Here is a 25,715-nt window from a genome sequence, read left to right on the forward strand (position 1 = left end):
CTGCGGTCATCACGTGAGAAAGGGCCCCGACGTGGCCTCCCCGCCCCCCTCCGCCCCTCCTGCCCGGCTGGTCGTGCTGGTCTCCGGATCCGGTACGAATCTCCAGGCGCTGCTCGACGCCATCGGCGACGACCCGGCGGCGTACGGGGCACAGATCGTCGCCGTCGGCGCGGACCGCGACGGGACCGGTGGCGTGGAGCGCGCGGAGCGGGCCGGGATCCCCACGTTCGTGTGCAGGCTCAAGGAGCACGCGACCCGCGCCGAGTGGGACGAGGCGCTCGCCGCACAGGTCGCCGCGCACCGCCCGGACCTCGTCGTCTCCGCCGGTTTCATGAAGATCGTCGGTCCGGCGTTCCTCGCCGCGTTCGGCGGCCGGACCGTCAACACCCACCCCGCCCTGCTGCCCGGTTTCCCCGGCGCCCACGGAGTGCGTGACGCACTCGCGTACGGCGTCAAGGTCACGGGCTGCACCGTCCACTTCGTCGACGACGGCGTCGACACCGGTCCGATCATCGCGCAGGGCGTGGTCGAGGTGACCGAGGAGGACACCCCGGAGGGCGAAGCCGCCCTTCACGAACGCATCAAGGAAGTCGAGCGCTCGCTGCTCGTCGAGGCCGTGGGGCGGATCGCCCGTGACGGCTATCGCATTGAGGGACGAAAGGTTCATCTCGGTCATGTCGGTGAATAAGCCCATCCGCCGCGCCCTGGTCAGTGTCTACGACAAGACGGGGCTCGAAGACCTCGCCCGCGGTCTGCACGAGGCGGGCGTCGAACTCGTCTCCACCGGCTCAACCGCCGGGAGGATCGCCGCCGCCGGAGTGCCGGTCACCAAGGTCGAGGAGCTCACCGGGTTCCCCGAGTGCCTGGACGGCCGCGTCAAGACGCTGCACCCCCGCGTCCACGCCGGCATCCTCGCCGACCTCCGTCTCGACTCCCACCGCGAGCAGCTCGCCGAGCTCGGCGTCGAGCCGTTCGACCTGGTCGTGGTGAACCTCTACCCGTTCAAGGAGACCGTCGCCTCGGGCGCCTCCGACGACGAGTGCGTCGAGCAGATCGACATCGGCGGCCCCTCGATGGTCCGCGCCGCCGCCAAGAACCACCCCTCGGTCGCCGTCGTCACCAGCCCCGAGCGGTACGCCGACGTCCTCGCCGCCGTCAAGGCCGGTGGCTTCGACCTCACCGCCCGCGCGCGCCTCGCCGGCGAGGCCTTCCAGCACACCGCCGCCTACGATGTGGCCGTCGCCTCCTGGTTCGCGGACGGCTACGCGGCCGCCGACGACTCGGGCCTCCCCGCCTTCCTCGGGGACACCTACACGCGCAAGAACGTCCTGCGCTACGGCGAGAACCCGCACCAGCCCGCCGCGCTCTACACCTCCGGCGACGGCGGTCTCGCCGAGGCCGAGCAGCTGCACGGCAAGGAGATGTCCTACAACAACTACACGGACACCGACGCCGCCCGGCGCGCCGCCTACGACCACGCCGAGCCGTGCGTCGCGATCATCAAGCACGCCAACCCGTGCGGCATCGCCATCGCCGACGACGTCGCCACCGCGCACCGCAACGCGCACGCCTGCGACCCGCTCTCCGCGTTCGGCGGCGTCATCGCAGTCAACCGCCCGGTGACCGTCGAGATGGCCGAGCAGGTCGCGGAGATCTTCACCGAGGTCATCGTCGCCCCGGCCTACGAGGACGGCGCCGTCGAGGTGCTGGCCCGCAAGAAGAACATCCGCGTGCTGCGCGCTCCCGATGAGCCGACCGCCGCGTTCGAGGTGAAGCCGATCGACGGCGGCGCGCTGCTCCAGGTCGCCGACCGCCTCCAGGCCGACGGCGACGACCCGGCCAACTGGACGCTCGCCACCGGTGACGCGCTCTCCGAGGCCGAGCTGAAGGAGCTGGCCTTCGCCTGGAAGGCCAGCCGCGCGGTCAAGTCCAACGCCATTCTCCTCGCCAAGGGCGGCGCCTCGGTCGGCGTCGGCATGGGCCAGGTCAACCGGGTCGACTCCGCGAAGCTCGCCGTCGAGCGGGCGGGCGCGGAGCGGGCAGCCGGTTCGTACGCCGCGTCCGACGCGTTCTTCCCGTTCCCCGACGGTCTGGAGATCCTCACGGCCGCCGGGGTCAAGGCCGTCGCCCAGCCCGGCGGGTCCGTCCGCGACGAGCTGGTGATCGAGGCGGCGAAGAAGGCCGGCGTGACCATGTACTTCACGGGCACGCGCCACTTCTTCCACTGACCGGGTCCACTGACCGGGTCCACTGGCCGGGACCACTGATCCGGACAACTGACGGGGACAACTGACCGGGGCCACTGATCCGGACGACTGACCGGGGCCACTGACCCGGACCTCTTCCACCGGTTCACCGACCCGGTTCACCGACCCGGCTCGACCCGGCCCGGCCCGACCCGATTCGACCCGAGGCCGCACCCCGACACGGTGCGGCCTCGGCCGTGTCCGTCGTGCCGAATCGGCTCGCCGCTCTGTTCTAATGAACGGCCGTGGAAATCCCTAGCGGGGGCAGTCACCGTGCTTGAGCTGAACAAGAGTGGAACGGACCGGTCCGGACCGGGACGCCTGCCCGCCCAGGGCCCGGGGCCGGACGCCCGTCCGGTCGGCGACGCGCCGCGTGAGGGCGCCGCCGCCGAACGCGTACCCCTGCGGCCGTACCTCGTCGCCGGCGCGATCCTGTGCGCGCTCTACTTCCTCTACGCGTACCTCCAGTACAACCGCTTCGGCTCGCCCTCCTGGGACCTGGGGATCTTCGAGCAGGAGGTCCGGGCGTACGCCGGGTTCGACGCCCCGGTCGTCGACATCAAGGGCCCCGGCTATCTGATCCTCGGCGACCACTTCTCCCCGATCGTGGCGCTGCTGGCCCCGCTGTACTGGCTCTGGCCGTCGGCCGAGTCCCTGCTGTTCGCGCAGGCAGCGCTGTTCGCCCTGGGAGCGGTCATCGTCGGCCGCACCACCCAGCAGCTCCTCGGCGGGCGCTCGGGGCTCTGCGTCACCGTCGCGTACGGGCTCTCCTGGGGCATCCAGGAAGCGGTGAAGGCCGACTTCCACGAGATCGCGTTCGCCGTACCGCTGCTGGCCCTCGTCTGCCGGGCCCTGCTCCTGAAGCGGTACACGACCGCGCTCCTGTGGTCGCTCCCCCTGGTCCTCGTCAAGGAGGACCTGGGCGCCACCGTGGCGGTCGTCGGCTTCCTGCTCTTCGTGTACGGCCGCCGCCTCCAGGGCGCGCTGCTCGCCGCCTTCGGGGTCGCCGCCTTCGTCGTCACGCTCATGGTCCTCATCCCGGCGGCCAGCAGCGCGGGCACCTACGACTACTGGCAGAAGATCGACAAGAACGGTGAGCAGGACGTCTCGATGCTGGACTCCGTCCTCGGCGTCCTCAACTCCTCCGTCAAGATCGAGATGCTGGTCTTCCTGATCGGCATCACCGCGTTCATGGCGCTGCGTTCACCGCTGACCCTGCTGATCGTTCCCACGCTCGGCTGGCGGCTGCTCTCGCAGGACAGCAACCACTGGGGCATGGTCTGGCACTACAGCGCGATCCTCATGCCGGTGCTCTTCCTCGCGCTGGCCGACGGCGTCCGCCGCAGCCGCGACTCGCGCCGGCCCTGGCTCGCCTCGTACGCGAAGGTCGCCGTGCCCGTCGCCGCCGCGATCGCCGTCGCGATGACCCAGCACCTTCCGCTGCGCGACCTGCTGCGCCCGGAGACCTACCGCACCGACGACGCCCGCAGCCGGGCGGCCCGGGCGGCGCTCGACGCCATCCCGGCCGGGGCGCGGGTCGAGACGGACATCACGCTGATGGCCCACCTCACCTCCGACCGCACCGTGTACTGGGTCGGCGGCGCCCCGGGCACCGCACCCGACTTCGTCGCCATCAACCTGGACTTCGGCTGGTCCCGTCCGATCCAGGACCCGGTGGCGTACGCCCAGCAGCTGCACCCCGAGGCGTCCTACCGGCTCAAGCACCGGGGCGGCAGCTTCGTGGTGATGGAGCGCACGTCACCGGAGCCGGCGGAGATCCCGGGCGTCCGGGGCGACTGACCGGGCTCCCGGGCCCGTACCTACGAAGGCCGCACCCGTTCACCGGGTGCGGCCTTCGTAGGTACGGGGTGCTGCGGTGGATCAGTTGGACTTGACGACCACCGACGAGCAGACCTTGTCCGCGAACGTCTGCTTCTTCGCGTCCCACAGCGGCCACAGCCAGCCGATGTAGCAGGCGACGCTGTCCAGGAAGTGGGCCAGGCGGCGCACGAAGGCCATGCCGAAGCCCAGCGGACGACCGTCGGCCTCGCGCAGCAGGCGGATGCCCACGGCCTTCTTGCCGATCGTCTGGCCGGTGGTGCCCTCCTGGTACAGCTGCCAGATGGCCACGGCGAGGAGACCGATGAAGCCGATGACACCGAGGATCGCGCCGAACGAGTCGCCGACCCCACCGCCGATGATGACCAGGATGTACGGGACCATCATGACGAGCCCGTCGACGATCAGCCCGCCGAAGCGCAGACCCCAGTGGGCCAGCTCCGGCATGCCGCCCTGGCCCGGCTGCTGCGGGTAGCCGCCGTAGGGCTGACCGGGCTGCTGGGGGTACCCCGGCTGCTGCTGCGGGTAGCCGTAGCCCTGCGGCGGGACACCCTGCGGAGCCTGCTGCGGGTAGCCGTAACCGGGCTGACCCTGCGGCGGGCCCTGGGGCGGCTGGCCGGGCTGCTGCCCGTACGGGTTGTTCGGGTCGCCGAAGCTCATAAGGGGTGTTCCTTCAACAGACGTGTGGGGACGAGACGGCCACACGGAGGAAGGACATCGATCAGCGGCCCGCCCCCCGTACAACCGCGGCCTTCATCGTTATGAGCGGGACCCTCGTTTGTCCAGTCCGGGGCACCGGACGTTGTGCAAGTGCAATGTCCGGTACGGGGGCGGCACCGGCAATTGGTATGCGGGCGGGGTCATCCGCGAGGATGGGCGCATGACTGCCCAGATTCTCGATGGCAAGGCCACCGCTGCCGCGATCAAAACCGATCTGACCGTCCGTGTGGCGGCCCTCAAGGCCCAGGGGATCACTCCCGGCCTCGGAACCCTGCTCGTCGGGGACGACCCGGGCAGCCGGTGGTACGTCAACGGCAAGCACCGTGACTGCGCCCAGGTCGGCATCGGCTCCATCCAGCGCGAACTTCCCGACACCGCCACGCAGGAGGAGATCGAGGACGTCGTCCGGGAGCTCAACGCCAACCCCGAGTGCACCGGTTACATCGTCCAGCTGCCGCTGCCCAAGGGCATCGACACCAACCGGATCCTGGAGCTGATGGACCCGGAGAAGGACGCCGACGGGCTGCACCCGATGAGTCTCGGCCGTCTCGTCCTCAACGAGACCGGCCCGCTGCCCTGCACCCCGCAGGGCGTCGTCCAGCTGCTGCGTGCGCACGGCGTGGAGATCGACGGGGCGCACGTCGTGGTCGTCGGACGCGGTGTCACCATCGGCCGGTCGATCCCGCTGCTGCTGACCCGCAAGTCGGAGAACGCCACGGTGACCCAGTGCCACACCGGCACCCGGGACCTCTCCTCCCACCTGCGGCAGGCCGACATCATCGTCGCCGCCGCCGGGGTGCAGCACCTGATCAAGCCGGAGGACGTGAAGCCGGGCGCGGCCGTGCTCGACGTCGGCGTCAGCCGCGACGCGGACGGCAAGATCGTCGGCGATGTGCACCCGGGGGTCCGTGAGGTGGCCGCCTGGGTCGCCCCGAACCCCGGGGGCGTCGGCCCGATGACCCGTGCGCAGCTGCTGGTCAACGTGGTCGAGGCCGCCGAGCGGGCCGCCGCCGAGGCCGCCGACGCCGCGGCAGCGGGCTGACGGCCGGATCCGGAGGGAACCCCATGGGTGCTGGTACGAGTCCGGCCGACCCCGCCCCGGCCGACCGGGCTGCGGACGAGCCGCGCGAACCGGGCGAGCGGGAAGAGCGGGAAGAGCGGGGCGGGCCCACCAGGTCCACCGGACCTGACCCGGCCCCGGTCCCGGACCCGATCGCGGACGTCACAAACGCGACGGCCCAAGGCACGGACACGGCCCCGTCACTGTCCACGGACGAGACCCCGTCCCCGTCCACGTCCCCGTCCACGTCCACGGACGGGGGCGAGGTCCCGTCCACGTCCACGGACAGGGGCGAGGCCGCGGGCAGCGGCGCGGAGGGGGCCGACGGGCGGCCTCGCCGGTCGCGGCGGTTCCCGCGGTTCACCCGGGACACGGCCCGGCCCGAGGGCGGCGGCAGGGCCGCGTCCGGCGACGCGCCCGCCCCGGCCCGGCAGTGGCCGCTGCTCACCGTGCTCTGCGCGGCGGGCCTCGGGCTGCTGATCGTGGTGCTCGACCCGTTCGACCAGGCGTTCCGCATCGGCACGATCCTGATCGGCGGCGCGCTGATCGCCGGTGCCGTGCTGCGCTGGGTGGTGCCCTCGGTCGGGATGCTGGCGGTACGTTCCCGCTTCACCGATCTGGTCACGTACGGGTTGATGGGCTCGCTGATCGTGCTGCTCGCGCTGGTCGCACAGCCCGCGCCGTGGCTCGACGTCCCGATCCTGGAGGACGCGGTCCGCTTCACGATCCGCTAGCGGGCGTCCGTCCCGGTTCCACCGACGGGCGTCTGTCCCGATCAGGTCCGTGGTGCCCGTCCCCACCCCCGAGGGGGGACGGACACCACGACAGAACGGGACAACCGGGCAAAAAGCCTGGTATGCGGCGAGATGGGCGGCCTTGCCCCGTCCCGACTCCAGCGTCATGGCCAGGGAAGACCGGAACAAGCGCTCACTGTGGCCTGTGGCACGGAAGTGACCATTCCGGCACGGTGTGATCGCCGTGCAACGATGGCAGACTGGCACGGCGCACAGAGCGGCACGGAGCAGGCGGAGCAGTGGCCGACGCGGACTTCGGGGCGCGTGAGAACACACGCACCCCGTCCCGGACGCTTCCGTGCGCCTCCTCGTCAGGAACTGACACCCTGGCTCCGCGCATCCTCGTGGGTAGTCCAGCTGACGGTTCGGTCCGGACCGGACGGCGGCGGACGGACCGGGGATGCGCGGACCGGGGGACCGGCCGTAGCGGGGCACAGCAATGACGTCCGGGGGACAAGAGGGGGAATCGCGATGCCTCGTTGGAAGGCACTGCCCGAAGAGCTCGACCCGCAGATCAGGGAGTTCGCCGGCCAGCTGCGCAGGCTCGTCGACCACAGCGGGCTGAACATCAACGCCGTGGCCGACCGCACGGGCTACAGCAAGACGTCCTGGGAGCGGTATCTCAACGGGCGGCTGCTCGCCCCGCGCGGAGCCGTCGTGGCCCTCGCCGAGGTGACGGGCACCCCGCAGCACCACCTCACGACCATGTGGGAGCTGGCTGAGCGGGCCTGGAGCCGGGCCGAGATGCGCCACGACATGACGATGGAGGCCATCCGGATCACGCAGGCCCGTGCCGCGCTCGGCGAGCTCGGCACGACGGCTCCCGACGCTCCGGCGGGCGGCCGGTCCGGCCGGCCCTCCGCCGGCGGCCGGCACGGCGCGTCCGGCGCCGGCGCACGGATCCCCGCCGCCGCGGCCCCGGCCCGCACGGACGCGCCGCCCCGCGACGCCTACGGCAAGGACCCGTACGGCGGCGGGGCCCACGAGCCCGGCGACGACGACACGCGCCGGCTCCTCGTCCCCATCCAGCGCGGCACCGCACCGCACCCCGCCCACCACCAGGACCGACCGTACGACGGCGGGCCGAACCGGGGCGGGCAGCGGCCGGAGCCGAACACGGCGGAGAGCACCGGCCGCGGCTCCGGCTCCGGCCGGGACACGCGCGGCACCCGGCCGGGCAGGGCCCCCGGCGGCCGCGGGAAGGGCCCCATGCTCGCCGTCGGGGCCGTCGGCGCCCTGATCGTCGTGGTCGGCGCGGTGCTGCTCGCACCGGGCGACGACGCGGCCAAGGCCACCCCCACGCCGTCGGTGGCTCCCACCGAGGCCGCCCCGGAGCTGCCCGTGGGCGTCGAGTGCAGCGGCGCGGAGTGCGCCGGGAAGGACCCCGAGGCGATGGGCTGCGGCGGCGAGTTCGCCCGTACGGTGGCCGGCGCCGTGGTCGGCGGCAGCAAGATCGAGGTCCGCTACAGCGAGGTCTGCTCCGCCTCCTGGGCCCGGCTCACCGAGGCGGCCATCGGCGACACCGTGCGGATCACCGCCGGCGAGGGAGCGCAGAACAGCGAGGTCATGGGGGACACCGACGCGTACACCCCGATGGTCGCGGTGAAGAACGCGGCCGACGCGAAGGCCTGCGCGACGCTCACCTCCGGCACGAAGGGGTGCACCGACCCGGGCGAGTGACGGCGGGCCCGGGGCGGCGGAAGCCAGGGGCCGGTGGCCCGTGGGTGCGGTGCGTGACCGGTTGTGTGCGGTGCCACAGGGGGGCGGGCGGCCCGGCCGCGCCGGGTCCGATAGCCTGACCGCTGGATATCTCTTCACGTCAAGATTCGTCGGGGCGGGGAGGGTGTCCAGCACCAGGGTCCGGCACCAGGGGCCGGGACCCCCACCGCCAGCTGTCTAAACGGAGACCGCCATGACCCGCACTCCCGTGAATGTCACCGTGACCGGCGCAGCCGGCCAGATCGGCTACGCGCTGCTCTTCCGCATCGCCTCCGGCCACCTGCTCGGCCCGGACGTGCCGGTCAACCTGCGCCTCCTGGAGATCCCGCAGGGCCTCAAGGCCGCCGAGGGCACCGCGATGGAGCTCGACGACTGCGCCTTCCCGCTGCTGCGCGGCATCGAGATCACCGACGACCCCAACGTCGGCTTCGCGGGTGCGAACGTCGCCCTGCTCGTCGGCGCCCGCCCGCGCACCAAGGGCATGGAGCGCGGTGACCTGCTCGCCGCCAACGGCGGCATCTTCAAGCCGCAGGGCAAGGCCATCAACGACAACGCCGCGGACGACATCAAGGTCCTCGTCGTCGGCAACCCGGCCAACACCAACGCGCTCATCGCGCAGGCCGCCGCCCCGGACGTACCGGCGGAGCGCTTCACCGCGATGACCCGTCTGGACCACAACCGCGCGATCTCGCAGCTGGCCGCCAAGACCGGCGCCGCCGTCTCCGACATCAAGAAGCTGACGATCTGGGGCAACCACTCGGCCACCCAGTACCCGGACATCTTCCACGCGGAGATCGCCGGCAAGAACGCCGCGGAGACCGTCAACGACGAGGTGTGGCTGGCCGACACCTTCATCCCGACCGTCGCCAAGCGCGGCGCCGCGATCATCGAGGCCCGTGGCGCGTCCTCGGCCGCCTCGGCCGCCAACGCCGCCATCGACCACGTGCACACCTGGGTCAACGGCACCGCCGCCGGCGACTGGACCTCGATGGGCATCCCGTCGGACGGCTCCTACGGCGTCCCCGAGGGCATCATCTCCTCCTTCCCGGTCACCACGAAGGACGGAAAGTACGAGATCGTCCAGGGCCTGGACATCAACGAGTTCTCCCGTACGCGCATCGACGCGTCGGTCAAGGAGCTCACCGAGGAGCGCGACGCGGTCCGCGAGCTCGGCCTCATCTGAGACCCGCTCCCGCGACACGTCGAGCGCCCCCGGCGGCATCAGCCGCCGGGGGCGCTTCCGCGTTCCCGCGCCCGGAGCGGGCGGTCAGCTCTTGAAGTCGCCGGGCGTGTAGTGGCCGGGGGCCAGACGGCCGGTGACGCCGAAGCGGTTCCAGGCGTTGATCACGGTGATGGCCGCGATCAGCTGGGCCAGTTCGGTCTCCTCGAAGTGCTCGGCGGCCTCCGCGTACACCTCGTCCGGGACGAAGCCGTCGGTCAGGACGGTGACCGCCTCGGTCAGGGCGAGCGCCGCCAGCTCCTTCGGGGTGTAGAAGTGCTGCGACTCCTTCCAGGCGCTGAGCTGGACGATCCGCTCGACGGACTCGCCCGCCGCGAGCGCGTCCTTGCTGTGCATGTCGAGGCAGAACGCGCACTGGTTGAGCTGCGAGGCCCGGATCTTCACCAGCTCGACCAGGACGGGGTCCAGGCCCTTCCTGGCGGCGATGTCGAGTCGGACCATCGCCTTGTACACGTCGGGAAGGAGCTGGGAGACGGAGATCCGGGGCGGGTGCTCGGGGGCGAGGTCGGCCGGGGCGTGGTGGTGCTCGTGCGTCGAGGTCATGAGGACGACGTTACGACCCCGGGTGGCACCCCGGTATGGTCCATTTGCATGACGGATTCCTGGGCCACTTTCGGCGCGGACCTGCATCTGGAGCCGGTCGGCCAGGGGCTCCGCAGCGGGCTGATGGAGGCGCTGCGGGAGGCGGTGCGCTCCGGCCGCCTGACCCCCGGCACCCGGCTGCCGTCCTCCCGGGTCCTCGCCGCCGACCTGGGCGTCGCCCGCAACACGGTCGCCGACGCCTACGCCGAACTGGTCGCCGAGGGCTGGCTCACCGCCCGGCAGGGCTCGGGGACCCGGGTCGCCCAGCGGTCGGCGCCGCGCCGGACGGGCCCCGCCGCGGCCCCCTCCCGGCCGGTGCGGTCCGGGGCCGGGTACAACCTGAAGCCCGGCTCGCCCGACCTGTCCGCCTTTCCGCGCACCGCCTGGCTCAAGGCCGCCCGCAAGGCGCTCACCGCTGCGCCCGACGAGGCCTTCGGCTACGGCGATCCGCACGGCCGCGTCGAACTGCGCACCGTGCTGGCCGAGTACCTGGCGCGGGCGCGCGGGGTGCACGCCGACCCGGAGCGCATCGTGATCTGTTCCGGCTTCGCGCACGGGCTGAGCCTGCTGGGCCGGGTGCTGCGCCGGCGCGGGGTCCGGGACGTCGCCGTCGAGTCGTACGGCCTCGACGTCCACAGAGACCTCCTCACCGACGCCGGGCTGCGCACCCCGTGCCTGCCCCTGGACGAGCACGGGTCCCGGACCGGCGAGCCTGCCGCGCTGCGCGGCGCGGGCGCGGTCCTGCTGACCCCGGCGCACCAGTTCCCCACCGGCGTACCGCTGCACCCGGACCGGCGCGCCGCCGCCGTCGACTGGGCCAGGTCCACCGGCGGGCTGATCCTGGAGGACGACTACGACGGGGAGTTCCGGTACGACCGGCAGCCGGTGGGGGCGCTCCAGGGCCTCGACCCGGAGCGGGTCGTCCATCTCGGCACCGCCAGCAAGTCGCTGGCCCCGGGGCTGCGCCTCGGCTGGATGGTGCTGCCCCGGCACCTGGTGGGGGCGGTGGCGGCGGAGAAGGGCGTGTCCGGCTGGGTGTCCGGCTCGCCCGACCAGCTGACGCTCGCGGAGTTCATCGCCTCGGGGGCGTACGACCGGCATGTGCGTTCCATGCGGCTGCGCTACCGCCGCCGCCGCGACCAGCTCGTCGCGGCGCTCGCCGAGCACGCGCCGGGCATCGAGGTCAGCGGGATCGCGGCCGGGCTGCACGCGGTCCTCGAACTCCCGCCGGGCGCCGAGCGTTCGGTGATCCAGGCGGCGGCGTTCCAGGGCCTCGCACTGGACGGCCTCGCGCGCTACCGCCACCCGGACGCCCCGGCCGCCCGCGATGCCCTGGTGATCGGCTACGGCTCGCCGTCGGAGAGCGCCTGGGCGGGCGCGCTCGACGCCCTGTGCCGGGTGCTCCCGTGAGGGCCAGGTTCCGAACAGCGCCCCCCTCCCACTAATCTGACAAGAGGTCCGGTGGCGGAAAAGGGACGCCGGATTCGATCGCGTACCACGGGGGAGAACCGAACATGTCCACACGAAGGCTGAGGTCGAGCACGGTCGTGCTCGGCGGTATGGGGCTGCTCGCCCTGACGATCACGTCCTGCGGCTCGGAGCCGGACAAGCGCTGCGCCGACCGCACGACGCAGAAGACCCTGCCGAGTTCCGAGTGCCGCGGCGGCGGCAACGGTTCGTACTACTACGGCGGCAAGAGCGACAGCGGCACGGTGAAGGGCGGCAGCTTCGACAAGTCGGCGGTCGACCGCGGCGGCTTCGGCTGCTCCGGCTCCGGCGGCGGCTGACCGCCGTGGAACGCCGCACGATCGAGCCGCGCCCCGGCTGGCAGGAGACCGTCGAGGCGCAGGGCGTCGTCTACCCGCTCACCCGCTACCCGGACGACTCGCTGCGCCCGTACTGGGACGAGAGCGCCTACTACGTCTTCTCGCTGCCCGAGGTCGAGGCGCTGGAGGAGACCGTCGAGGAACTGCACACGATGTGCCTGGCCGCCGCCGCGCACATCGTCGAAGGGGACCGCTTCGCCGATCTCGGCATCACCGACCCCCGCCTCGCCGCGCTGGTCGCCGAGTCGTGGCGTCGCCGCGCCGAACTGCCTTCCGTGTACGGGCGGTTCGACCTGCGCTACGACGGGGACGGCCCGGCGAAGATGCTGGAGTACAACGCCGACACCCCGACCTCGCTGGTGGAGGCCGCGAGCGCGCAGTGGTTCTGGATGGAGGACCGGTTCCCCGGGGCCGACCAGTGGAACTCCCTGCACGAGCGGCTGGTCGACGCCTGGAAACGGCAGGCGCCCCTGCTGCCGCCCGGGCCGCTGCACTTCGTCCACTCCGACGGCGACGAGCTGGGAGAGGACCTGATGACGGTCGCGTATCTGCGCGAGACCGCCCAGCAGGCCGGGCTCGCCACCGAGGCGCTGTCCGTCGAGGAGATCGGCTGGGACCGGCTGTCGGGCCGGTTCGTCGACGACCGGCTTCGGTTCATCCGCAGCTGCTTCAAGCTCTACCCCTGGGAGTGGCTGGCCACCGACCGCTTCGGCCCGCAGGTGCTGGACACCCTCGACAACGGCGGCGGCTCCGGCACCACGTGCTGGATCGAGCCCGCCTGGAAGATGCTCCTCTCCAACAAGGCGCTGCTCGCGGTCCTCTGGGAGCTGTACCCCGGCCACCCCAATCTGCTGCCCGCCTACCTCGACGGCCCGCGCGAGCTGGCCGGGCCCGGCGGGGCCGGATACGTGTCCAAGCCGTTGCTCGGCCGCGAGGGCGCCGGCGTCGAGCTGCACGGCCCCGGCTCGCCGCCCGTGGCGCGCGACGAGCCGTGCTGCTACCAGGAGGCAGCCCCGCTGCCCGACTTCGACGGCAACCGGGTGGTGCTCGGCGCGTGGGTCGTCGAGGACGAGGCGGCGGGGCTCGGCATCCGGGAGTCGGCGGGGCCGGTCACGGACGAGTACGCCCGCTTCCTGCCCCACGTCATCCTCTGAGAGCCGGGGGCCGGGCAGGGGCCGTGCGGGCCCGCTGCCCGGCCCACCGCCCTCTCAGGCGCTCAGTGCCGTCCGCAACCGGTCCAGGCCCCAGTCCAGGTCCTCCTTGCTGATCACCAGCGGCGGGGCGATCCGGATCGTGGAGCCGTGGGTGTCCTTCACCAGTACCCCCTGCCCCATCAGCCTCTCGGAGATCTCCCGGCCGGTGCCCAGCGCCGGAGCGATGTCGACGCCCGCCCAGAGCCCCCGGCCGCGCACCGCCTCCACCGCGCCACCGCCCGTCAACAGGCCCAGCTCCCGGTGCAGGTGGTCGCCCAGCTCGGCCGCCCGCTGCTGGTACTCGCCGGTCCGCAGCATCGCGATCACCTCCAGCGCGACCGCGCAGGCCAGCGGGTTCCCGCCGAACGTGGAGCCGTGCTCGCCGGGCCGGAACACGCCGAGGACGTCCGCCGAGGAGACGACCGCCGACACCGGGACCACCCCGCCGCCGAGCGCCTTCCCCAGCAGGTACACATCCGGCACCACGTCCTCGTGCTCCAGCGCGAACGTCTTCCCGGTACGCCCCAGCCCCGACTGGATCTCGTCCGCGATGAACAGCACGTTCCGCTCACGGGTCAGCTCCCGTACGCCGGGGAGATAGCCGGCCGGCGGCACCAGCACCCCGGCCTCGCCCTGGATCGGCTCGATCAGCACCGCCACGGTGTTCTCGGTCATCGCTTCCCGCATCGCGGTGAGGTCCCCGTACGGGACGATCTCGAAGCCGGGGGTGTACGGGCCGAAGTCGGCCCGCGCCTCCTGGTCGGTGGAGAAGCTGACGATCGTGGTCGTGCGGCCGTGGAAGTTGTCCGAGGCCACGATGATCTTCGCCATGCCGTCCGGCACGCCCTTGACCCGGTAGCCCCACTTGCGGGCGGTCTTCACCGCGGTCTCCACGGCCTCCGCGCCGGTGTTCATCGGCAGCACCGTCTCCATGCCGCACAACGCCGCCAACTCCGTACAGAAGTCGGCGAACCGGTCGTGGTGGAAGGCCCGGGACGTCAGCGTCACCCGATCCAGCTGGGCCTTGGCCGCGTCGATGAGCCGACGGTTGCCATGGCCGAAATTGAGTGCCGAGTATCCGGCGAGCAGATCGAGGTACCGGCGGCCCTCGACATCCGTCATCCAGGCGCCCTCCGCCGAGGCCACGACGACCGGCAACGGGTGGTAGTTGTGCGCGCTGTGCGCCTCGGCGGAGGCAATGGCAGTTTCCGTGATCGACACGGGATCTCCGTTCGTCGTGCGGCGTGGGCGGGGTGGTGCCCACTTTGTATCGTCGGTCGGAACCCGCGCCGGGAAACCTCCGTCGTCCGGCGCGCCCGCCGTCGCACGCCGGGCAGTCGAAATGTGCGGTTGATCTCAGGCGTGCGCTCCCGTGCTCCGAGCTCCTGCCGGTACGCACCCTCTCCGCCCCGCACCGGCTGCCGGAGATCGTCCCCGTACCTGAGACAATGGGGCCATGGCCTCTGACCTCCCCACCGACCAGCCGCAGACGGGCCGCACCGGTGCGGCCGCCCGTCCGCGCGTGCTCTCCGGGATCCAGCCCACCGCGGGCTCGTTCCACCTCGGCAACTACCTGGGCGCGGTGCGCCAGTGGGTGGCGCTGCAGGAGAGCCACGACGCGTTCTACATGGTCGTGGACCTGCACGCGATCACGATCCCGCAGGACCCCGCCGCGCTGCGGGCCAACACCCGGCTCGCCGTGGCGCAGCTGCTGGCGGCCGGTGTGGACCCCGAGCGCTGCACGCTCTTCGTCCAGAGCCATGTGCCCGAGCACGCCCAGCTCGGCTGGGTGATGAACTGCCTCACCGGTTTCGGCGAGGCCTCCCGGATGACGCAGTTCAAGGACAAGTCCGCCAAGCAGGGCGCCGACCGGGCCACCGTCGGCCTCTTCACCTACCCGGTGCTCCAGGTCGCGGACATCCTGCTCTACCAGGCGAACCAGGTTCCGGTGGGCGAGGACCAGCGCCAGCACATCGAGCTGACCCGTGACCTCGCCGAGCGGTTCAACGGCCGGTACGGACAGACGTTCACGGTCCCCGCGCCGTACATCCTCAAGGAGACGGCGAAGATCTTCGACCTCCAGGACCCGGCGGTCAAGATGAGCAAGTCGGCCTCCACGCCGAAGGGCCTCATCAACCTGCTCGACGACCCGAAGGCCACCGCGAAGAAGGTGAAGAGCGCGGTCACCGACACCGACACGGTGATCCGCTTCGACGCCGAGAAGAAGCCGGGCGTCAGCAACCTGCTCACGATCCTCTCCACCCTCTCCGGCAGCCCCGTCGAGGATCTGGAGCGGAGTTACGCGGGCAAGGGCTACGGTGCGCTGAAGACCGATCTGGCCGAGGCCATGGTGGAATTCGTCACTCCCTTCCGGACCCGCACCCAGCAGTATCTGGACGACCCGGAGACGCTGGATGCCATCCTGGCCAAGGGAGCGGAGAAGGCCAGGGCCGTCGCCGCGGAGACCCTGGCACAGACGTACGACCGGATGGGCTTCCTGCCCGCGAAGCACTGAGTCCAAGGGCCCTGGCGAGATCATGGCCGCAGGGGTCACACTTGCGGCGACGGAACGCGTGGGCCGGAAACCCGGCCCACGCGGCATGACCGAAAATCGACCATCGACGGTGGAGGAGAACGACGTGGGGACCGTAACGCTCGGCGTTTCGATCGCGGTCCCGGAGCCCTACGGCAGCCTGCTCCAGGACCGCCGCGCGAGCTTCGGGGACCCTGCCGCCTTCGGCATTCCCACCCACGTCACCCTCATGCCGCCGACCGAGGCGCAGTCGGCCGACCTCCCGGCGATCGAGGAGCACCTCGACCGGATCGCCACCGCCGGCCGGCCGTTCCCGATGCGGCTGTCCGGCACCGGCACCTTCCGCCCGCTGTCGCCGGTCGTCTTCGTCCAGGTCGTCGAGGGCGCCTCGGCCTGCGCCTGGCTCCAGAAGCGGGTCCGGGACGCCTCGGGCCCGCTGGTGCGCGAGCTCCAGTTCCCCTACCACCCGCACGTCACCGTGGCCCACGGCATCGCCGAGGAGGCCATGGACCGGGCCTACGAGGAGCTCGCGGAGTACGAGGCCGCCTGGACCTGCGGATCCTTCGCGCTGTACGAGCAGGGCCCGGACGCCGTCTGGCGCAAGCTCCGGGACTTCCCGTTCGGAGCGGGCGGCGGCACGCCCGCCGTCCCGGCCCAGGGCGGCTACACCATCGACGCGCCGTCGGCCCCGTCGCTGCGGTCCTGAGCGCCCCGACCGGCGAGTCCCGGGGCTGTCGTCCAACCGCCGTGGCCGCCCGGGGGGCGGCCCTGCCGGGCAGGCGGCAGCCCGACAGCAGGACCTAGACCGGCAGCCGATGGCAGGATCTAGACGGGCAGCCCGACGGCAGGACCTAGACCGGCAGGACCTAGACCGGCAGGACCTAGACCGGCAGCCGACGGAACAGCGGGCGTGGGACGTGCCGCAGCGCGGCCATCACCACGCGGAGCGAACCGGGCACCCACACGCTCTCCGAGCGCCGCCGCAGCCCCGTGACGATCGCCTCGGCGACCTCCTCCGGGCCGGTCGCGAACGGCTGCTCCGGCCGCCCCGCCGTGGCCCGGGTCCGGACGAAGCCGGGGCGGACGACCATCACCTGCACCCCGGTTCCCTGGAGCGCGTCGCCGAGCCCCTGCGCGAACACGTCGAGCCCCGCCTTGCTGGAGCCGTAGATGAAGTCCGCGCGCCGCGCACGCTCCCCGGCCACCGACGACAGGACCACCAGCGAACCGTGCCCCTGCGCCTGCAATGCGCCGGCGCACACCAGCCCGGCGGAGACCGCCCCCGTGTAGTTGGTCTGGGCCACCCGGACCGCGGCCATCGGCTCCTCCTCGTCCCGCGCCTGGTCGCCCAGGACCCCGAACGCCATCAGCACCACGTCGATGTCGCCCTCCGCGAAGACCTTGCCGAGGACGACCTCGTGGGAGGCGGAGTCCAGTGCGTCGAAGTCGACGGTCCGCACGTCCGCCCCCCGGCCGCGCAGCTCGGCGGCGGCCGACTCCAGGGCCGGGGAGGGGCGCCCGGCCAGCCAGACCCGGCGGGTGCGCAGGGCGATCAGCCGGCGCGCGGTGGCCAGGGCGATCTCGGAGGTGCCGCCGAGGACGAGCAGGGACTGCGGGGCGCCGAAGGCATCCTTCACGGAAGGCTCCTGATCAGAGGGGGTGGGGGAGAGACACAGGCAGCGCCGGGGCCCTACAGCCCGAGCCGGCGCGACAGGTCGGAGCGGAACGCCTCCGTCGGGTCCAGCCGTGCCCGCAGCTCCCGGAAGTCCGCGAGGCCCGGGTACATCGCGGCCGCCGTCTCCGGCCGCATCCGGGAGTCCTTGGCCAGGCAGACCCGGCCCCCGGCGGCGGCCACCTCCTCGTCGACGCCGTCGAGGAAGCGGGCCAGGCCGGGCAGGGCCGCGGGCAGATCCAGGGCCAGGGACCAGCCGGGCGCGGCGAACGACAGCCCGCCGGGGTCCGCCGCCCCGAACCGCTGGAGCACGGCCCGCACGGCGGGGCTCCGGCGCGCCGCGATCCGCCGTACGACCCGGTGCAGTGTCTCCTCCCGGCCGTACCCGACGGCGAACCGGTAGCGCACCAGGCCGCTCCGTCCGTACAGCAGGTTCGCGTCCGGGAAGGCGTCGGCGGCGTGGAAGAAGGCGGGGACCGGCCGGAGCTCGCCGGCCCGCACGCGGCGTGCGCCGCGGTAGCGGACCTCGTTGTACAGGGCGGCCGAGGCCGGGCCCAGCAGCCCGCCCGGCACCGGCGGGAAGCCGGGGAGCCGGAACCGTCCCCGGGCTGCGGAACGTGAGGCGAGCGAAGTGCGCCCCGCGTGCGCCGGGCGCATATCAGCGGTCATGTGCTCCCCCCTGGTGAGGATCCCGCGTCCGGTCGCCCGGCCCCGGGCCATGAGGTCGATCCAGGCGGAGGCGTACGGCAGCCGGTCGCCGCCCGCGGTGAAGCGGTCCAGCAGATCGTCCAGGTCCCCGGCGCGCTCGGTGGAGACGGACATCAGCCCGGTCGTCACGCGCCGGAGGCGCAGGGTGGCGCCCAGGATCACCCCGGTCAGCCCCAGCCCCCCGGCGGTCGCGTCGAAGAGGGCGGTGCCCGGCAGCACCGTACGCACCTCGCCATCGGCGGTGAGCAGCTCCAGGGCGCTCACATGCCGCGCGAACGAGCCCGAGCGGCGGTGGTCGAGGCCGGGCAGATCGGAGGCGATCGCCCCGCCGACCGTCACCCTGCCGGTCCCCGGCACGACCGGCGGGAGCCAGCCGAGCGGCAGCAGCACCCGCAGCAGCCGCTCCAGGCTCACCCCCGCCTCGCAGCGCACCACGCAGGCGGCGGCGTCGACACCGTCGACCCGGGCCAGGCCCGTCAGATCGAGCACCGAGCCGCCCGCGTTCTGCGCCGCGTCCCCGGGCGACCGCCCCAGCCCGCGCGCGATGACGCCCCGGGGCCCGCGCCCCCGGACGACGGCGGCCGCCTCCTCGTGGGTGCGGGGGCGGAACCGCACGGCGGTCGTCGGGGCGGTGCGGCCCCAGCCGGTCAAGGACACCGTGTCGACGGACATGAGGGTGACCGTATCGTCCGGGAAATCCCCTTCGCGGCATTGGTGAATTCGCTCACCGGAACGGGTGACGGAGTGAGTGTCGACGGAGCGTGGCGGAGTTCCGCCGGACGTGTCCGGGAGAGTCCGGGGCGGGCCGCCGATGTTCCGGGCTCAGGAGGGTACGCGTGACGTCATGGACTGGCTGAAGAAACTCCCGGTGATCGGGCCCCTGGCCGCCCGGCTGATGGAGACGCACGCGTGGCGTTCCTACGAGCGGCTGGACCGGGTCCACTGGGCCAGGCTCGCGGCGGCGATCACCTTCATCAGCTTCCTGGCACTCTTCCCGCTGATCGCGGTCGGCGCGGCCGTCGCCGCCGCCCTGCTGAGCGACCAGCAGGTCGACACCGTCAAGGAGAAGCTCGCCGACCAGGTGCCGGGCATCTCCGACCAGTTGGGCATCGACGGGCTGATCGCCAACGCGGGCACGGTCGGCCTCGTGGCCGGCGCGCTGCTGCTGTTCACCGGTGTCGGCTGGGTCGGCTCCATGCGGGAGTGCCTGCGCGCGGTCTGGGAGCTGGACGAGGTCCAGGAGGCCAACCCCGTCGTCGCCAAGGTGAAGGACGCCGTGCTGCTGGTCGGCCTCGGCGGCGCGGCGCTCGCCACCCTGGCGGTCTCCACCATCGGCTCGACGGCGGTCGGCTGGACCGCCGACCTGATCGGCATCCCCGAGGACGGGGCCGGCGGCATCCTGCTGCGGGTGGCCGCCCTGGCGGTCGCGGTCGTCGCGGGCTTCCTGCTGCTGCTCTACCTGCTGACGCTGCTGCCCGGGGTGGAGCCGCCCCGGCGGCGGCTGGTGGTCGCGGCCCTGCTCGGGGCGGTCGGCTTCGAACTGCTCAAGCTGCTGCTCGGCAGCTATATGCGGGAGGTCGCGGGCAAGAGCATGTACGGCGCGTTCGGCGTGCCGATCGCGCTGCTCCTGTGGATCAACTTCACCGCGAAGCTGCTGCTGTTCTGCGCCGCCTGGACGGCGACCGGCAGCAAGGACGAGGAGGTCCGCGCGGAGACCGAACAGGCCCCCGGCGCGGACGGACCGGGCGCGGTCGAAGCCGGCGCGGGCGGTCCGTCCGCGGGCGGGCCGGGACCGGGTGGAGCCGCCACGGGGCCCGGCGGCTCCACCCGCGTCTAGGACTTCTCGGTCGGAGCGCCCGGGGCGGCCGGGGAGCCTGCGGCGGCAGAGGCGGTCGGCTCGGCCTGATCGGTCCGTTCCGCCGGGTCGGCCGTGTGCGGGGTGCGGCGGGCCAGGCCGGTCAGCGGCCAGCGGCGGTTGACGAGGAACACCCCGCCGGCCAGGAACACCAGCAGACCGCCGATGATCGCCAGGGCGATCCCGACCCCGCTGGAACCGTCCGAGGCCGCCGACGCGTGCGCCGCCTCCGCCTGCCCCCCCGAGCCCTGGTCGGCTCCGGCGGCGGGTGCCGCGCCCTTGCCACCGGTCGTGGCGCCGGTGCCGGTGTCCACGGACTTCGGCGGCACCAGCTCGCCGACCGGGGTCACCTTGCCGCTCGCGGCGAAGCCCCAGTCGAGCAGGTGGGCGGCCTCCTTGTAGACGGCGTGGCTCTCTTCCGCCGACGGGTTCATGACCGTGACCAGCAGGACCTTGCCGTCGCGCTCGGCGACGCCGGTGAAGGTGTTGCCCGCGTGGGTGGTGTAGCCGTTCTTGACGCCCGCGATGCCCTGGTACGGGTCCACGCCGATGTCCCCGGTGATCAGCCGGTTGGTGTTCTGGATCTCGAAGGAGTCGCGCTTCTTCCCCTTCTTCTCCTCGCCGGGGAAGTCGGCCGACGCGGTCGCCGCGTACTCACGGAAGTCCTTCTTCTGGAGTCCGCTGCGGGCGATCAGGGTCAGGTCGTAGGCGCTGGAGACCTGGCCCGGCGCGTCGTACCCGTCCGGCGAGACCACCCGGGTGTCCAGGGCCTGGAGCTCCTCGGCGTGCTTCTGCATCGCCGACACCGTCTGCGGGACGCCGCCGTACATCTCCGACAGGACGTGCACCGCGTCGTTGCCCGACCGCAGGAACACCCCGAGCCACAGGTCGTGGACCGTGTAGGTGTGGTCCTCCTTGATCCCGACCAGGCTGCTGCCCTCGCCGACGCCGGACAGCTCGCTCTCCGTCACCTTGTGGGTCAGGGAGGTGGGCTGGAGCGCGGGCAGGACGGTGTCCGCGAAGAGCATCTTCATCGTGGAGGCGGGCGGCAGCCGCCAGTGCGAGTTGTGCGCCGCCAGGACGTCGCCGTTCTCCGCGTCCGCGACGATCCAGGACCGGCCGGTCAGCTTCTTGGGCAGCACCGGTGCCCCCGGGCCCAGATTGACCTGGGTGCCGGCCTTGCCGAGCCGCTCCCCGCCGAGGCTGGACATCGTGCTCGGCGGCTTGGGCTGTTTGGCGTCGCTCTTGTCCTTGTCGGCCGCCGCGGCGGGACTCAGGACGAAACCGGACAACAAGGCGGCGGAGGTGACTGTGAGGGCGATCTTTTTCAGAGCAGGCACGGTCGGAAACGTACAGGGCGCAGGTGTGGATGCGGACCCGGACCGGCTGACCCGCCGCAGGGAACGCCGGGACGGCCCCGTTCGGACGCCACCCCGGGGGAGGGGGCCGGGAGTCGGCGGCGATACTGGACCCATGAAGCTCAGCCGCCGCGTGTCCTGGTTCCTGCTCGCGTTCGGGGTGTGGAGCTGGTTCATCTGGATCACTTTCGTCAAGAACCTGTGGCAGGACGGCAGCGGGCTCGCCTTCGACGACGCGGGCGGACCGACCGGGTACTTCTGGGTGCACCTGCTGCTCGCCATCACGTCCTTTCTTCTGGGGACGGCGGTCGGCGTGATCGGGTTGCGCGGAGTGAGGGCTTTGCGCGACGACCGCGCATGACGACGGGAACATGGGGAAGCTCGGATGGCAGCAGTGGTCTTCGCTCTGGTGGGGCTCGTGGTGCTGGCGCTGCTCGGCGCCGTGCACCGGTATCTGTGGCGCCGCTTCGTCGGTGACACGACGGCACCGGGCACCCCGCTGCGCCGCGCGGGCACCGTCGCGGCCTTCGTCCTGCCCCTGCTGAGCGTCGGCGCCATGACGTCCGGCCGGGTGGGAGCCCCCTTCTGGCTCCAGCAGGTGCTGGCCTGGCCGGGCTTCCTCTGGCTCGCCTGCCTGCTCTACCTGACGCTGGCGCTGCTCGTGGGCGAGGTCGTACGACCTCTCCTCCTGCGGGCCCTCGCCCGGCGCGACGCGAGGACGGGTGCGGCGGAAAGCGGAACGGCTTCCGGAACCCCCGCCGGCCTTTCGGACGTGACCCGTCCGCGCGCCGAAGAACTGGTGCCGTCCCGTTCGGGCGGTGCTCCCACCGACTCGGAAGCCGTGGCACGTACGGCCCCGGAGCCCGTCGCGGAGCCGGAAGCGGAACCCGCCGCGGAGGACCCGCCCACCTCCGCTGCCCCTACCCCCGCCCTTGCCCCCGCTCCCGGCCCCTCCCGGCGGCTCTTCGTCTCCCGGGTGGTCGGCGGCGCGGCGGCCGCCGCCGGACTCGCCACCGTCGGGTACGGCACGTACGGCGTGCTGCGCGGGCCCAGCGTCCGGCGGATCACCGTCCCGCTGGCCAAACTGCCCCGCTCCGCCCACGGCTTCCGGATCGCCGTGGTCAGCGACATCCACATCGGGCCGATCCTCGGCCGTGCCCACACCCGCCGGATCGTCGACACGATCAACGCGACCTCGCCCGACCTGGTCGCCGTCGTCGGCGACCTCGTCGACGGGTCCGTCGCGGACCTGGGCTCCGCCGCCGAACCGCTGGCCGCCCTGCGCGCCCGGCACGGCAGCTTCTTCGTCACCGGCAACCACGAGTACTTCTCCGGCGCCGAGCAGTGGGTCGACCACGTCCGCGAACTGGGCCTGATCCCGCTGGAGAACGCCCGGGTCGAGATCGAGGGCTTCGACCTCGCCGGAGTCAACGACATCGCGGGCGAGACCGAGGGGCGGGGGCCCGACTTCGGCCGCGCGCTGGGCGACCGGGACCGCGGCCGGGCCGCCGTCCTCCTCGCCCACCAGCCCGTCGTCATCCACGACGCCGTCGAGCACGGCGTCGACCTCCAGCTCTCCGGCCACACCCACGGCGGACAGCTCTGGCCCGGCAACCTCCTCGCCGAACTGGCCAACCCCACCGTCGCCGGGCTCGAACGCTACGGCGACACCCAGCTCTTCGTCTCGCGCGGTGCGGGCGCCTGGGGTCCGCCGGTCCGGGTGGGCGCCCCCTCCGACATCACCGTCGTGGAGCTGGCCTCCCGTCAGGCGTAGGTCCGTTGCGGGTGCGACGGCCCGGGAGACCTGGATGCCTCGTCGTGAAATCCACACCGAAGAGTCACCGTCAGCTACGGAAATCCGCAGGTGGGAGGCGCGAAACAGCCTTTTCGGACAGAGGTTCGGGTGCGTGTCCAATAAAAGGCTGTGAGCGCCCCATTTACTCTTCCAGATGTGAAAATCGTGTGATTGGGTAAGCGCGAACATGCGGCGATGTGCGCGTCACAAACGCGACCGCCGAGGTGGGGCTGGTAAGGGAGAGCACGGCAATGCGGTCGGTCCGGGTACGGATTCTCGCGATTCTCGCGGTATTGGTGATAGCGGGCGTCGGTGCCTGGCAACTGCTCCCGTCGGGGGAGGCGAAGACCGACGCGATCACCGTCGGGACGTCGGACGTCGTCACCTCCCTCGACCCGGCCGGTGCGTACGACGCGGGTTCCTGGGCGATCTACAGCAACATCTACCAGTCGCTGATGACCTTCAAGCCCGGTGCGGTCACGCCGGAACCGGACGCCGCCGAGAGCTGCGGATTCGTCGGGCAGAAGCTCCAGACGTACCAGTGCAGGCTCCGCGACGACCTGACCTTCTCCAACGGCCGCAAGATCACCGCCGAGGACGTCAAGCACTCCTTCGACCGGATCTTCACGATCAAGTCGGACGTCGGCCCCGCGGGTCTCTTCCCCACGCTCGACACGGTGACGACCGAGGGCCGCACGATCACGTTCAACCTGTCCGGGAAGGACGCGACCTTCCCGCAGAAGATCGCCACCGGCGCCGCCGCGATCGTCGACCCGACCACGTACCCGAAGGGCAAGCTGCGCAAGGGCAACCAGGTCGACGGTTCCGGACCGTACGTCCTGAAGTCGTACGAGTCGGGGAAGAGCGCCGAGCTGGTGCCGAACCTGAAGTACAAGGGCGCGCTCAAGAAGACCGGCGAGGCGGTGAACATCCGCTACTTCAAGACCTCCGAGGAACTGCAGACGTCCTGGGACAGCGGCGATGTGGACATCGCCCACCGTCAGCTGCCGTCCGAGACGCTCGCCGAACTCAACGTGAACGACCCGGACGTGCGGGTCACCGAGGCCGCCAGCGCCGAGATCCGCAACATCATCTTCAACGTCCGCGAGGACTCGCCGTTCGCGGACAAGAAGGTCCGCCAGGCCGTCGCCGCGCTCCTCGACCGGGGCCCCCTGGTCCGGAAGGTCTACCAGGGCACGGTCGACCCGCTGTACTCGCTGATCCCCACCGGCTACATCGGCCACAGCACCCCCTTCTTCGACGCCTACCCCTCCTCGGACCCCAAGCGCGCGGCGCGACTGCTGGAGCAGGCCGGGGTGGAGACGCCGGTCCCCGTCCACTTCGCCTACCGCGAGGGCGACATGTACACCAAGGAGACCGCCGAGCTGCGCCGTCAGATGGAGAAGGACGGGCTGTTCGATGTCACGGTCGAGGCCGTGGAGTGGACGAAGTACCAGAAGGGGTACGCGGCCGGCAAGTACGAGATGTACACCGTCGGCTGGTTCCCCGACTTCCCGGACCCCGACACCTTCAGCCAGCCGCTCGTCGGCACCGGGAACGTCCTGCACAGCGGCTACTCCAGCAAGAAGATGGACCAGCTGATCGCCGCCACGCAGCAGTTCAGCGACCGCAGCCGGACCTCGGGCGACTTCAAGGAGATGCAGTCGCTGGTCGGCGAGGACGTCCCCCTGCTGCCGCTGTGGCAGAAGAAGGACTACGTCGTCGCCAACTCCGAGGTCGCCGGCTCCCAGTACCTCTCCGACGGCACCGGCACCTGGCGCCTGTGGGAACTCAGCTGGATCTGATCCGCACGGGTCAGCCGGCCGGCCGGGCCCCGGGGGCGTCTCGCCCCTGGGACCCGGCCGTCTCCGTGCCCGGCAGGAACTCCACCAGCAGACCGTGGATCTGCCGTACGAGCGGTCGCAGCACGCGGAACCGGGAGAGCGAGATGGCCCGGGCGGCGATCGGCGCGGTGCGCTCGACCAGCCGCCGGCTGCGCTCGGCGCCCTCGCTGCGGTCGTACACCCAGAACAGCACCAGCCCCATCTGCATCAGCCACATCAGCTGCGGCAGCAGCGGTGCCAGTTCCGGGTCGCTCTTGACGTCCGCCCCGGCGATGCAGCGCTCGTGGATGGAGATCGCCGCGTCGCGGGCGGCCGCCGAGTCCTCGGAGAACGGGGAGAGCGGGCTGTCCGGATCGGCGGCGTTCTTGAAGAACTGGGCGGCGAAGCGGTGGTACGGCTCCGCCACGTCCAGCCAGCCGAGCAGTACGCCCCTGACGCGTACGGTCAGATCCCGGTCGCCCTCCAGCACGGGCCGGACCGCCGCCGCGTGTTCGCCGGCGATCCGGTCGTAGAAGCCCTGGACCAGGTGCTCCTTGGAGGAGAAGTAGTAATAGGCGTTCCCGACCGAGACGCCCGCCTCCTGCGCGATGGCCCGCATGGTCGTCCGGTCGTAGCCGCGCTCCGCGAAGAGCCGGAGCGCCGTTTCGAGAATCAGCGTGCGGGTCTGCTCGCTCTTCGCGGCCTTGGCCGGTTTCTTCTCCTGCACGTTCTTCTCTTCCTTCACCACGGGC

General features: G+C 72.1%; 23 protein-coding genes. 16 read left to right on the forward strand and 7 right to left on the reverse strand.

The features are described from left to right. Window positions 1-31: 31 nt before the first annotated feature. The 3 genes from purN (at window position 32) to ACH4RG_RS06290 (ending at window position 4,046) form a co-directional block, all read left to right on the forward strand. Window positions 32-688 (forward strand): phosphoribosylglycinamide formyltransferase, encoded by a 657-nt coding sequence (gene purN / locus ACH4RG_RS06280; protein ID WP_397920081.1) that lies wholly within the window; start codon window positions 32-34, stop codon window positions 686-688. Beyond that, window positions 675-2,228, forward strand: coding sequence for a bifunctional phosphoribosylaminoimidazolecarboxamide formyltransferase/IMP cyclohydrolase (gene purH / locus ACH4RG_RS06285; protein ID WP_398539182.1), 1,554 nt, complete (start codon window positions 675-677; stop codon window positions 2,226-2,228). The genes purN and purH overlap by 14 nt, the downstream gene beginning before the upstream one ends. A gap of 291 nt (window positions 2,229-2,519) precedes the next feature. After that, on the forward strand, window positions 2,520-4,046 hold the full coding sequence (locus ACH4RG_RS06290; protein WP_398539183.1) for a DUF2079 domain-containing protein: 1,527 nt from the start codon (window positions 2,520-2,522) through the stop codon (window positions 4,044-4,046). Window positions 4,047-4,127: 81 nt separating this feature from the next. Here ACH4RG_RS06290 and ACH4RG_RS06295 read toward each other — a convergent pair whose 3' ends face one another. Beyond that, window positions 4,128-4,745, reverse strand: coding sequence for an RDD family protein (locus ACH4RG_RS06295; protein ID WP_397920087.1), 618 nt, complete (start codon window positions 4,743-4,745; stop codon window positions 4,128-4,130). A 220-nt stretch (window positions 4,746-4,965) separates the two neighbouring features. On the opposite strand from ACH4RG_RS06295, the gene ACH4RG_RS06300 reads away from it, so the two are divergent. The 4 genes from ACH4RG_RS06300 (at window position 4,966) to ACH4RG_RS06315 (ending at window position 9,561) form a co-directional block, all read left to right on the forward strand. Next, a complete protein-coding gene (locus ACH4RG_RS06300; protein WP_397929700.1) occupies window positions 4,966-5,847 on the forward strand; it encodes a bifunctional methylenetetrahydrofolate dehydrogenase/methenyltetrahydrofolate cyclohydrolase in 882 nt (293 codons plus the stop codon). Window positions 5,848-5,870: 23 nt separating this feature from the next. Further along, window positions 5,871-6,599, forward strand: a complete 729-nt coding sequence (locus ACH4RG_RS06305) for a DUF3017 domain-containing protein (protein ID WP_397929703.1) — start codon at window positions 5,871-5,873, stop codon at window positions 6,597-6,599. Between the two features lie 531 nt (window positions 6,600-7,130). Then, window positions 7,131-8,339, forward strand: a complete 1,209-nt coding sequence (locus tag ACH4RG_RS06310; RefSeq protein WP_397920093.1) for a helix-turn-helix domain-containing protein — start codon at window positions 7,131-7,133, stop codon at window positions 8,337-8,339. 232 nt (window positions 8,340-8,571) lie between these two features. Beyond that, on the forward strand, window positions 8,572-9,561 hold the full coding sequence (locus ACH4RG_RS06315) for a malate dehydrogenase (protein ID WP_397920095.1): 990 nt from the start codon (window positions 8,572-8,574) through the stop codon (window positions 9,559-9,561). 84 nt (window positions 9,562-9,645) lie between these two features. Here ACH4RG_RS06315 and ACH4RG_RS06320 read toward each other — a convergent pair whose 3' ends face one another. Next, complete coding sequence (locus tag ACH4RG_RS06320; RefSeq protein ID WP_397920097.1) at window positions 9,646-10,161, reverse strand: carboxymuconolactone decarboxylase family protein; 516 nt, start codon at window positions 10,159-10,161, stop codon at window positions 9,646-9,648. 48 nt (window positions 10,162-10,209) lie between these two features. Here ACH4RG_RS06320 and ACH4RG_RS06325 point away from each other — a divergent pair, with 48 nt between their 5' ends. The 3 genes from ACH4RG_RS06325 to ACH4RG_RS06335 all read left to right on the forward strand — a co-directional run bounded on the left by ACH4RG_RS06325 (window position 10,210) and on the right by ACH4RG_RS06335 (window position 13,180). Beyond that, on the forward strand, window positions 10,210-11,610 hold the full coding sequence (locus tag ACH4RG_RS06325) for a PLP-dependent aminotransferase family protein (RefSeq protein WP_398539184.1): 1,401 nt from the start codon (window positions 10,210-10,212) through the stop codon (window positions 11,608-11,610). Between the two features lie 104 nt (window positions 11,611-11,714). Next, window positions 11,715-11,987 (forward strand): hypothetical protein, encoded by a 273-nt coding sequence (locus tag ACH4RG_RS06330; protein ID WP_397920099.1) that lies wholly within the window; start codon window positions 11,715-11,717, stop codon window positions 11,985-11,987. Window positions 11,988-11,992: 5 nt separating this feature from the next. Further along, window positions 11,993-13,180, forward strand: a complete 1,188-nt coding sequence (locus ACH4RG_RS06335; protein WP_398539185.1) for a glutathionylspermidine synthase family protein — start codon at window positions 11,993-11,995, stop codon at window positions 13,178-13,180. A gap of 54 nt (window positions 13,181-13,234) precedes the next feature. On the opposite strand, the gene rocD is transcribed toward ACH4RG_RS06335, so the two are convergent. Continuing rightward, window positions 13,235-14,440 (reverse strand): ornithine--oxo-acid transaminase, encoded by a 1,206-nt coding sequence (gene rocD / locus ACH4RG_RS06340; RefSeq protein WP_398161422.1) that lies wholly within the window; start codon window positions 14,438-14,440, stop codon window positions 13,235-13,237. A gap of 301 nt (window positions 14,441-14,741) precedes the next feature. On the opposite strand from rocD, the gene trpS reads away from it, so the two are divergent. Together trpS and ACH4RG_RS06350 are read left to right on the forward strand one after the other, a co-directional pair. Then, a complete protein-coding gene (gene trpS, locus ACH4RG_RS06345) occupies window positions 14,742-15,734 on the forward strand; it encodes a tryptophan--tRNA ligase (protein WP_397920570.1) in 993 nt (330 codons plus the stop codon). Window positions 15,735-15,858: 124 nt separating this feature from the next. Continuing rightward, window positions 15,859-16,458 (forward strand): 2'-5' RNA ligase family protein, encoded by a 600-nt coding sequence (locus ACH4RG_RS06350; RefSeq protein ID WP_397920105.1) that lies wholly within the window; start codon window positions 15,859-15,861, stop codon window positions 16,456-16,458. Window positions 16,459-16,633: 175 nt separating this feature from the next. Here ACH4RG_RS06350 and ACH4RG_RS06355 read toward each other — a convergent pair whose 3' ends face one another. Beyond that, window positions 16,634-17,389 (reverse strand): decaprenylphospho-beta-D-erythro-pentofuranosid-2-ulose 2-reductase, encoded by a 756-nt coding sequence (locus ACH4RG_RS06355; RefSeq protein WP_274343921.1) that lies wholly within the window; start codon window positions 17,387-17,389, stop codon window positions 16,634-16,636. Window positions 17,390-17,442: 53 nt separating this feature from the next. Next, window positions 17,443-18,804, reverse strand: coding sequence for an FAD-binding protein (locus tag ACH4RG_RS06360; RefSeq protein WP_398539186.1), 1,362 nt, complete (start codon window positions 18,802-18,804; stop codon window positions 17,443-17,445). A 172-nt stretch (window positions 18,805-18,976) separates the two neighbouring features. On the opposite strand from ACH4RG_RS06360, the gene ACH4RG_RS06365 reads away from it, so the two are divergent. After that, window positions 18,977-19,969 carry a YihY/virulence factor BrkB family protein gene (locus ACH4RG_RS06365; protein WP_397920109.1) on the forward strand — a complete coding sequence of 331 codons (993 nt, stop codon included), beginning with the start codon at window positions 18,977-18,979 and terminating at the stop codon, window positions 19,967-19,969. Here ACH4RG_RS06365 and ACH4RG_RS06370 read toward each other — a convergent pair. After that, window positions 19,966-21,327, reverse strand: coding sequence for a D-alanyl-D-alanine carboxypeptidase family protein (locus tag ACH4RG_RS06370; protein ID WP_397929716.1), 1,362 nt, complete (start codon window positions 21,325-21,327; stop codon window positions 19,966-19,968). The two genes, ACH4RG_RS06365 and ACH4RG_RS06370, sit on opposite strands and share 4 nt — an antisense overlap. 133 nt (window positions 21,328-21,460) lie before the next feature. Here ACH4RG_RS06370 and ACH4RG_RS06375 point away from each other — a divergent pair, with 133 nt between their 5' ends. The 3 genes from ACH4RG_RS06375 (at window position 21,461) to ACH4RG_RS06385 (ending at window position 24,945) form a co-directional block, all read left to right on the forward strand. Further along, entirely contained in the window at window positions 21,461-21,706 is a 246-nt protein-coding gene (locus tag ACH4RG_RS06375) for an SCO4848 family membrane protein (protein ID WP_397920113.1), read from the forward strand. A gap of 33 nt (window positions 21,707-21,739) precedes the next feature. Then, window positions 21,740-23,119 carry a metallophosphoesterase gene (locus ACH4RG_RS06380; protein WP_398539398.1) on the forward strand — a complete coding sequence of 460 codons (1,380 nt, stop codon included), beginning with the start codon at window positions 21,740-21,742 and terminating at the stop codon, window positions 23,117-23,119. A gap of 272 nt (window positions 23,120-23,391) precedes the next feature. Further along, window positions 23,392-24,945: an ABC transporter substrate-binding protein gene (locus ACH4RG_RS06385; protein WP_397920574.1), complete on the forward strand. Its 1,554-nt coding sequence runs from the start codon at window positions 23,392-23,394 to the stop codon at window positions 24,943-24,945. A gap of 10 nt (window positions 24,946-24,955) precedes the next feature. On the opposite strand, the gene ACH4RG_RS06390 is transcribed toward ACH4RG_RS06385, so the two are convergent. Then, window positions 24,956-25,711, reverse strand: a complete 756-nt coding sequence (locus tag ACH4RG_RS06390) for a TetR family transcriptional regulator (protein WP_397929718.1) — start codon at window positions 25,709-25,711, stop codon at window positions 24,956-24,958. Window positions 25,712-25,715 lie beyond the last annotated feature (4 nt).

It is taken from the genome of Streptomyces sp. NPDC021019 (genome assembly GCF_044333295.1).
Taxonomy (GTDB): Bacteria; Actinomycetota; Actinomycetes; order Streptomycetales; family Streptomycetaceae; genus Streptomyces.